The sequence below is a fragment of the Gracilinema caldarium genome (genome assembly GCF_029265695.1).
In the GTDB taxonomy this organism is placed as follows: Bacteria; Spirochaetota; Spirochaetia; order Treponematales; family Breznakiellaceae; genus Gracilinema; species Gracilinema caldarium_A.
Window position 1 is genome coordinate 1 of the sequence record NZ_JAJUHW010000072.1, and the last position, 8,324, is coordinate 8,324.

Sequence of the window (8,324 nt, forward strand, 5' to 3'; positions counted from 1 at the left end):
GAGCCACTACCAAGGGCTTTCAGCACTACGTCTACACGGCGACTTTCACCGGGGGAACCTTATCGGCTCGTCTGATAGGGGCCTTGTCATTATCGATTTTGATGACATGGTAACCGGCCCCGCAGTGCAGGATCTCTGGCTTCTTTTACCGGACCACCTCCGTAGTAGCAAACGAGCATTGGAACTCGTACTCCAGGGTTACAGCGATTTTGAAGAATTTGATCGCAGAGAACTGGCCCTCATCGAAGATCTCAGGTTTTTCAGGATGGTCCATTACCTCCACTGGCAGAACCAGCAGCGCTTTGACCGGGCCTTTTATCAGCACTTCCCCGATTGGGGGAGCCGGGCTTTCTGGGTAAAATGTATCGAAGACCTGGAGGACCAGCTCTGCGAAATGGGCGGCTGAAGGTAAAACAGCTGGTTAAGCTGGTTACAGCGGCGGCGCAGGACCGATAATACAAAGGGTCCGTGCCTCTATCCGCTTTATAATCCCAGCCCTTCGTCGAGCCCTAAGGCAATATTCATGCATTGGAGGGCTGCCCCGGAAGCCCCTTTTCCCAGATTATCCAGCCTACAAATAAGCAAGGCTTGAGATTCGTTACCATACACAAATATTTCAGCACGGTTTGTACCGTTACATGCAGTGGGATCAAAGTAACCCGCTTCGGGCAGGGAGGCTTCCCCCAACGGCATAACCTTTACAAAACGGCTCAGGCCGTAACGGGCTGTATAAATGCTTTGTATGCCCGCAAGGTCCGTTTTTTTAGCCAGCGTATCCACATGGAGCGGTATGGCCACCGCCATACCTCGCTCAAAATTGCCGATAATGGGGGTAAAGAGCGGAGTTCTGGATAGTCCTCCATGGAGCCGCATTTCCGGTAAATGTTTGTGCTGGAGGCTCAGCGCATAGTGCCGGGCTGCCTCCATCCCTGTTCCCGCACCTTGACCTGACCGGTAAGCATCGATAAGTTTGTGGCCGCCTCCAGAATAGCCAGTAACCGAATGGCAGGCCAGAGGATAGTCTGGAGAAATAAAACCCGCATCCACAAGCGGCCTAACAAGGAGTACAAAACCGGTGGCATGGCAGCCCGGCACAGCAATACGTTTTGAGCGGCTAATACGATCGCGCTGCGCTTCGGAAAGCTCAGGAAGCCCATAGGTCCATTCAGGGAGGGTCCGATGGGCAGTGCTGGCATCGATAACTATAGTTCGTGGGTTAGAAACCAGGGAAACCGATTCCCGGGCCGCATCATCAGGAAGACAGAGAAACACCACATCCGCCTCGTTAATAAGCCGGCGTCGTTCATCAACATCTTTTCTGAGTTCATCCCGAATTGTAAGTAGTTCTACATCATTTCGGCGAGAGAGGCGCTCACCTATTTGGAGCCCCGTAGTACCCGCATTTCCGTCCACAAACACCCGATACTTCATAGTTTCATTATGACAAAATGGAACTCGGTGTACAAGGAGCACTATAAAAAAAGGCCCTCGAAAGGGCCATTACTATAAATATTGAACATTAAAATTCAATTATCGGGATGTGTTCCGAGATTTTGTATATACATCAAAACAGACAGCACCAAGCAAAACAAGCCCTTTAATAGTCTGCTGCCAATCGACACTGACACCCATGATAGACATACCATTATTTAGAACCCCCATCACAAGGCCGCCGACAATCGTACCTACAACAGTCCCCACACCGCCAGATGCACTTGCCCCCCCTATATAACAAGCAGCTATGGCATCTAATTCAAAGTTTGTTCCAGCCTTTGGTGTTGCTGCATTCAGTCGCCCCGCAACAACGAGCCCAGCAATAGCTGCAAGGAATCCCATATTTGCATATACCCAGAACATTACCTTTTGGGTCTTTACTCCAGATAAACGGGCAGCTTTTTCATTACCTCCCAAGGCATAAATATGTCGTCCAGCAATCGTCCGCTGTGTAATAAAGGTATATACAAAAATTAACAATCCAAGCAAAATGAGCACAATAGGGATACCATTATAAGCAGCAAGATTAAAAGTCAGTAGATTAATTGCAAGAACAATGAGGACAATTTTTGCAATTTCGAGACCTAGTGGAAGCACTTCAAAATCATATTTTTTCTTTTTTGCCCTGTTGTTTATTTGAGATATAATAAATAACAGCGACATTACAACTCCAATTACAATAGCAATTCCATTCAAAGTTCCAATATGCCAATCTCCAGGAATAAACCCAGCTGCAATATTCTGAATAGATTTGTCAAAGGGGGCTTTTGTTTGCCCTTTTAAGATCACCATGGTTAATCCACGGAATATTAACATACCTGCCAATGTTACAATAAACGGCGGAATACGCAGGAATGCGATAAAAAAACCATGAAAGGAACCAACTAAAAGTCCTATCAACAGTGTTAAAAAGACTCCGGCAGCTACAGGGATTTTCAAATCGATCATTACTACCGCTGAAACAGCACCAACAAAGGCAACAACAGACCCAACTGAAAGATCCACATTACCAGTTACAATACAAAGCAACATGCCAACACCAAGAATTAAGACATAGCTGTTCTGCAATACCAGGTTAGTGACATTCATAGGCTTAAAGAGGATCCCACCGGTAAGCACCTGGAATAAGAGCATAATGAACAGGAGTGCGATGACCATGCCGTACTGTCGTATATTGTTTTTAAAGAAGGAAGTTACCGATCCCATATTTATCTCCTCTTAGTGTAACAAATCAGGCCGGTACTCGCTGCCGGCTCTTTTTCTGATGTTCAATTATTTTTTTCATAATGGCCTCCTGACTTGCTTCATGTTTCCTTAATTCTCCGACCACTTCCCCTTCGGTTATCACATAGATCCGGTCGCACATACCAAGCAGTTCAGGCATTTCTGAGGATATCATGAGTATTGCTTTTCCCTCTGATGCCAGTTTGTTAATAATGGTATATATTTCGTATTTTGCGCCTACATCGATACCACGAGTTGGTTCATCAAGGATAAGCACATCTGGATTTGCCATAATCCATTTTCCCAGTACAACCTTCTGTTGATTTCCCCCTGACAGATTTTCTACTCTCTGGGATAGACTCGCACATTTAATTTTTAATTTGTCTCGATATTCATTCGCGATCCGTGTTTCACAGTTTTCGTCTATAACAGTTAATCTGCTTACGGTCCGCAAACTAGCTAACGATACATTCGAGCGGATATCTCCAATAAGAACTAAACCATAATTTTTCCGGTCCTCCGTTACATAGGCGATACCGTTATCAATAGCCTCAGGGACTGAGTTAATATGTAGCTCTTTTCCATTTTTATATATTTTTCCGCGATGATGGATACCGTAGGATTTACCAAAAACACTCATTGCTATTTCCGTTCGACCAGCCCCCATAAGACCAGCAAATCCTACAACTTCTCCCTTTCTGAGGGTAAATGATACATTTTTAATTATTTGCCTATCTTCATTAAGTGGGTCATAGACAGAAAGCCCTTCAACTCGGAATATTTCTTCTCCAATTTCTATCGACCGTTTTGGAAAACGATCAACGATTTCACGACCAACCATACTTTTAATAATTCGGTCTTCGTCGAGTACATGGTTTTCATTCTGTAAAGTTTCTATCACTCGACCGTCGCGAATAACCGTTACAGAATCGGCCACTTTGGTAATCTCATTTAGTTTATGAGAAATAAGAATCGATGTAATTCCATGACTTTTTAGCTCTACTAATAAATCGAGCAATTTATTAGATTCTTCATCATTTAAGGCAGCGGTAGGTTCATCAAGAATGAGCAGTTTTACATCCTTAGCGAGAGCTTTAGCAATTTCTACAAGCTGTTGTTTACCGACTCCTATATCGGCAATTAAAGTATTTGGGTTCTCATCCAATCCAACTTTTTGCAATAGTTTTTTTGCCTTCGCTACTGTTTCATCCCAGTTAATTACTCCGTTTTTTGCCTGTTCATTTCCTAAAAATATGTTTTCTGCAATTGATAAATACGGTATAAGGGCAAGCTCCTGATGAATGATTACTATTCCTATTGCTTCACTATCCCTTATATCCCTGAATTGACACTCTTTACCTTTAAAAAAGATATGACCATCATACGAACCATGAGGATACACACCACTTAATACTTTCATCAGTGTGGATTTTCCAGCACCATTTTCACCAACTAATGCATGGATTTCATGATTAACAACCGAAAGACAGACCTTATCGAGGGCCCGTACACCGGTAAAATTTTTAGTGATATCCTTCATTTCCAAAATGAGTTCAGCCATTGTTTACGACCTCTGTCTGTCCACTCTCACAGAACGACAAGGCACCACAATGACTTTATCATTACAGTGCCTTGCCAACAGCTTCTATATGCTATTTCAACTGGGCTTCGGTATAATAACCGCTTCCAATCAATACTTCTTTGTAATTGGTTATATCAACCGATACTGGTTCGCACAGATATGACGGTACCACTTTTACACCATTGTCATAGGTTTTCGTGTCATTAACTTCTGCTGGTTTTCCCTGCAATACCGCATCCACCATATTTGCCGCTTTTTCAGCAAGAACACGGGTATCTTTAAACACCGTATGCGTTTGCTCTCCCAGAATGATGGATTTTACAGACGGCAACTCCGCATCCTGACCGGTAACAATCGGAAGCTTTTTACCACTCCTACCATATCCAGAACTCTTAAGAGCAGAAAGAATACCAATAGAAATACCATCATACGGAGAAAGGACTGCATCTACATTCGCAGACGTATAATAGGCGGTAAGGATATTATCCATTCGCTGCTGAGCAGTTGCACCGTCCCACCGAAGTGTAGCTACTTTAGCAAATTCAATCTGACCAGAACGTACCACCAGTTTTCCACTTTTAATGTAGGGATTTAGCTGATCCATAGCGCCGTTATAGAAGAAATATGCATTGTTATCATCAGGAGAACCAGCAAATATTTCGATATTAAAGGGCCCTTTGCCCTGCTTTAAACCAAGCTTTTCAACAATATAACCACCCTGCTGTACACCAACTTTGTAATTATCAAATGTTGCATAGTAATCCACATGAGGACTGTTTCGAATAAGCCGATCATAGGCAATGACCGGTATTTTAGCCGCTGCAGCTTTTTTAAGAACATTGGTTAGCGATTCGCCGTCAATTGATGCTATTACAAGACAATTTACACCTTTGGTTATCATATTTTCCAGTTGGGCGATCTGGGCATCGATATTGTCTTCTGCGTATTGCAAATCTACTTTGTATCCCCGGCCTTCCAATATTTTCTTCATATTGCCGCCATCCTGGATCCAACGCTGGGATGATTGGGTTGGCATCGCAATACCAACATAATACTGCTTCCCGCCTTCGGCTTGCTGACCATTAGCAAAAACGCCGGAGACTAACAGAGATCCGACCAACAGAATGCTGGCAAATCGTACAAAACCCTTCATACTCTACTCCTTTTCGTGAAATATGAACGTTTTAGAACAAAACGATAAGTGGTAACGTACACGTTTCTTTCTAAAACTTTCGAATATGATTGAATCGTACACCCGCTATTTAAATCTGTCAAATAAAAAATGAGGTAACGTACACTTTTTATAAATTCCATGATTGCGCTTACGCGAACCCAGTAGTATGATTAAGCGGCCAAGGAGAAACACCATTTGTTTGCACTGGAACGACACCGTCTGATTCGAAATTATCTATTGGAGCACAAACAAGTTGATGTACGGACCCTTACGGAACTGTTTGCAGTCTCAGAAGTAACCATTCGCAGAGATCTTGAGAAACTAGAAGAAGACCGGTTTTTAGTACGAACCCACGGCGGAGCAATTCTTGTTGAAACACCAAAAGAGACACAATACAAACCTGCACTCCAGCAGTCACTCACTACTTTGGAAATCGGCCAAACAGCAGCCCGATTAATTCAACCCTCAGACACGATTCTCCTTTTATCAGGTATTCAATGTGATGCAATCGTGCAAGCAGTTCAACAGATCACACCCTTAGTTGTTTTGACCAACGATCTATCCATCGCCATGGAATTGGGTAAACAAAAAAACAAACAGGTCGTACTGCTTGGTGGCGAGCTATCGCAAAATGAAACAGCCGTTTATGGAGCACTTACATTGGATGACATGCAGCGGTTTCATGTAAATAAAATGTTTGTTACCGTAGATGGATTCAGCGACCGCTTAGAACTATCGGTATCATCTCAGGAAAAGGCACTACTTATACGAGAAGCAAGAAATAATGCAGAAAAGCTCATCATTCTTTGCAGCGCTGATCAATTTGGCCGCCACGCATTTTATTCTTTCGGAACAGCTCAATCAGGTGATACGGTTATTACAGATAGAACAATTTCTGATAACATGAAACAAAAACTCTTTGAAGCGAATCTTTGCTTGTTTACCACCGTTGATATTTATGAAGGGCCAAAAAATGGGTAGTACGCAGGCATTCAGACTTGATCATATAACTAAAAGAATTTCCGATGAATTTTCGTTGGTTGATATAAACCTTGATCTTCATCCTGCAACAGTACATGTGTTGATCGGTGAAAATGGATCGGGTAAAACATGTCTTTTGCATATTATTGCCGGCTTAGATCAAGCCGATTCAGGCCGCATCCATTTTATACAAACCAAACCACACATATTGTTTCTTCCGCAAGAACCGCAGGTATTCGAAAACCTTACCGTTGCGGAAAACCTTTTTTTTAACTGTTACCCACGCTCCTGGAATGGGGCTATCGATTTTATAAAAATCAAGCAAACTACCTTCAAATTATTTCATGAACTAGGGATTGATTTAGAACCAGACAAGACAGTGCGTCAACTCGGATACGCACAACGACAGCTTTTATCGGCTGCAAAAGCGCTGGTACATCCATGGGATCTCGTTATTTTTGATGAACCATCAGCAGCCCTCGGAGAACCAGAACGGCAAGTATTGTTCCAGATCATCCATAAAGTAAAAGACAGCGGAGCGAGTGTCCTCTACGTTTCTCACCGGCTTGATGAAATATTTAAAATTGGGGATGAAGTGTCGGTAATGCGTCAAGGGAAGATTTTAGGGACAAGAATGGTATCTGAAATCGACAAACGTAGTATTGTTAAATTAATGACTGGAAAATCCCTCACTGAACGATACCCTCGTTTTATTAGATCCATTGGAGATCCCGTATTAGAGGTAAAAAACTTGTCATCATATCCCATTTTAAAGGACATTTCTTTTTCATTACATAAAAATGAAATACTGGGAATTACCGGACTTATGGGATCTGGTCGGACAAAACTTGCACATTGTCTTTTTGGGGAGGAACCAATATCATCTGGTATTATACGGATACACGGGGAAGAGGTCGTTATACATTCACCCATGGATGCGCTCCGTCATGGAATAGCGCTCATTCCTGAGGATCGCAGTATCAATTCAATTCTGCATTATCAAAATCTCGTGTTAAACATAACCATTGCATCCCTTGAGCGATTCAAAGGTATTACAGGACTCAGAACCGGCAGCATGTTTCACACAGTACGAAAATACAGCGATCATATTGGTATTAAGGCTGGCAATATTAATGATGTACCTGATAACTATTCAGGAGGCAACCAACAGAAAGTAGCATTAGCCCGTTGGCTTGCATACCGGGCAGATATTTATATTTTTGACGAACCAAGCAGAGGCATCGATATATCATCTAAGATCGATTTATACAATGCAATGAACGATATCGTCGCAAAACATGGTTCAATTATTCTTATTTCTTCCGACATAGAAGAGATAATTGGTATGTGTGACCGGATTCTTATCCTTACCGCTGGTACGATCGTTGCAGAAATTCCTCATTGTAAAGCAAGCCCGGAGCGTATTGTACAATACGCTACTCGGGGCTAACTCTTATTAGCGCTGATTATTTCCCCTGTTGCCCATAATAGGCATGGACTCCATGCTTTCGTTCATAATGTTTTTGAACAATATGGGCCGGGAGACTTTGAATTTCAGGATTTAACACACCGGTAAGCCAAGCCATTTTGCAGATTTCTTCTAATACCGCCGCATGGTAGACCGATTTTGCCGCGGAAGGGCCCCAGGTAAAGGGTCCATGACCTGCCACAAGGATCATCGTAATTTCCTGAGGATCCAGCTTTTGCCGCCGAAAGGTCTCCACAATAAGCTTACCTGTCTCCTCTTCGTAATCCCGTGCGAGGGCCTCCTGGCTGATATAATCCGTACAGGGAATTGGATGGGTACAGTGATCCGCATGGGTAGTTCCCAAGACCGGTACAGACCTGCACGCCTGGGCCCAGGCCACC

Annotated in this window: 8 protein-coding genes; 3 read left to right on the forward strand and 5 right to left on the reverse strand. The window is 43.1% G+C overall.

The genetic code is table 11. From position 1 onward, the window contains the following. Positions 1-406, forward strand: a 406-nt coding sequence (locus Q7P68_RS13590) for a phosphotransferase (RefSeq protein ID WP_304226567.1), incomplete at its 5' end; no start/stop codon positions are given. A gap of 77 nt (positions 407-483) precedes the next feature. On the opposite strand, the gene argC is transcribed toward Q7P68_RS13590, so the two are convergent. The 4 genes from argC to chvE all read right to left on the reverse strand — a co-directional run bounded on the left by argC (position 484) and on the right by chvE (position 5,453). Continuing rightward, entirely contained in the window at positions 484-1,431 is a 948-nt protein-coding gene (argC, locus tag Q7P68_RS13595; protein WP_304226569.1) for an N-acetyl-gamma-glutamyl-phosphate reductase, read from the reverse strand. 99 nt (positions 1,432-1,530) lie between these two features. Further along, on the reverse strand, positions 1,531-2,700 hold the full coding sequence (mmsB, locus tag Q7P68_RS13600; protein WP_304226570.1) for a multiple monosaccharide ABC transporter permease: 1,170 nt from the start codon (positions 2,698-2,700) through the stop codon (positions 1,531-1,533). 25 nt (positions 2,701-2,725) lie between these two features. Then, positions 2,726-4,279, reverse strand: coding sequence for a multiple monosaccharide ABC transporter ATP-binding protein (gene mmsA / locus Q7P68_RS13605; protein WP_304226572.1), 1,554 nt, complete (start codon positions 4,277-4,279; stop codon positions 2,726-2,728). A 91-nt stretch (positions 4,280-4,370) separates the two neighbouring features. Beyond that, positions 4,371-5,453, reverse strand: a complete 1,083-nt coding sequence (chvE, locus tag Q7P68_RS13610; protein WP_304226574.1) for a multiple monosaccharide ABC transporter substrate-binding protein — start codon at positions 5,451-5,453, stop codon at positions 4,371-4,373. A 216-nt stretch (positions 5,454-5,669) separates the two neighbouring features. On the opposite strand from chvE, the gene Q7P68_RS13615 reads away from it, so the two are divergent. Next, entirely contained in the window at positions 5,670-6,455 is a 786-nt protein-coding gene (locus Q7P68_RS13615) for a DeoR/GlpR family DNA-binding transcription regulator (protein WP_304226576.1), read from the forward strand. Next, positions 6,448-7,905 carry a sugar ABC transporter ATP-binding protein gene (locus Q7P68_RS13620; RefSeq protein ID WP_304226577.1) on the forward strand — a complete coding sequence of 486 codons (1,458 nt, stop codon included), beginning with the start codon at positions 6,448-6,450 and terminating at the stop codon, positions 7,903-7,905. The genes Q7P68_RS13615 and Q7P68_RS13620 overlap by 8 nt, the downstream gene beginning before the upstream one ends. Before the next feature lie 16 nt (positions 7,906-7,921). Here the strand turns inward: Q7P68_RS13620 and Q7P68_RS13625 are convergent. Next, the coding region (locus tag Q7P68_RS13625) for a class II aldolase/adducin family protein (protein ID WP_304226579.1) at positions 7,922-8,324 on the reverse strand (403 nt) is incomplete at its 5' end.

Bases quoted from the DNA above. Each gene is read 5' to 3' on its own strand.
- argC (WP_304226569.1), bottom strand. From the start codon at position 1,431: ATGAAGTATCGGGTGTTTGTGGACGGAAATGCGGGTACTACGGGGCTC.
- mmsB (WP_304226570.1), bottom strand. From the start codon at position 2,700: ATGGGATCGGTAACTTCCTTCTTTAAAAACAATATACGACAGTACGGC.
- mmsA (WP_304226572.1), bottom strand. From the start codon at position 4,279: ATGGCTGAACTCATTTTGGAAATGAAGGATATCACTAAAAATTTTACC.
- Q7P68_RS13620 (WP_304226577.1), top strand. From the start codon at position 6,448: ATGGGTAGTACGCAGGCATTCAGACTTGATCATATAACTAAAAGAATT.
- chvE (WP_304226574.1), bottom strand. From the start codon at position 5,453: ATGAAGGGTTTTGTACGATTTGCCAGCATTCTGTTGGTCGGATCTCTG.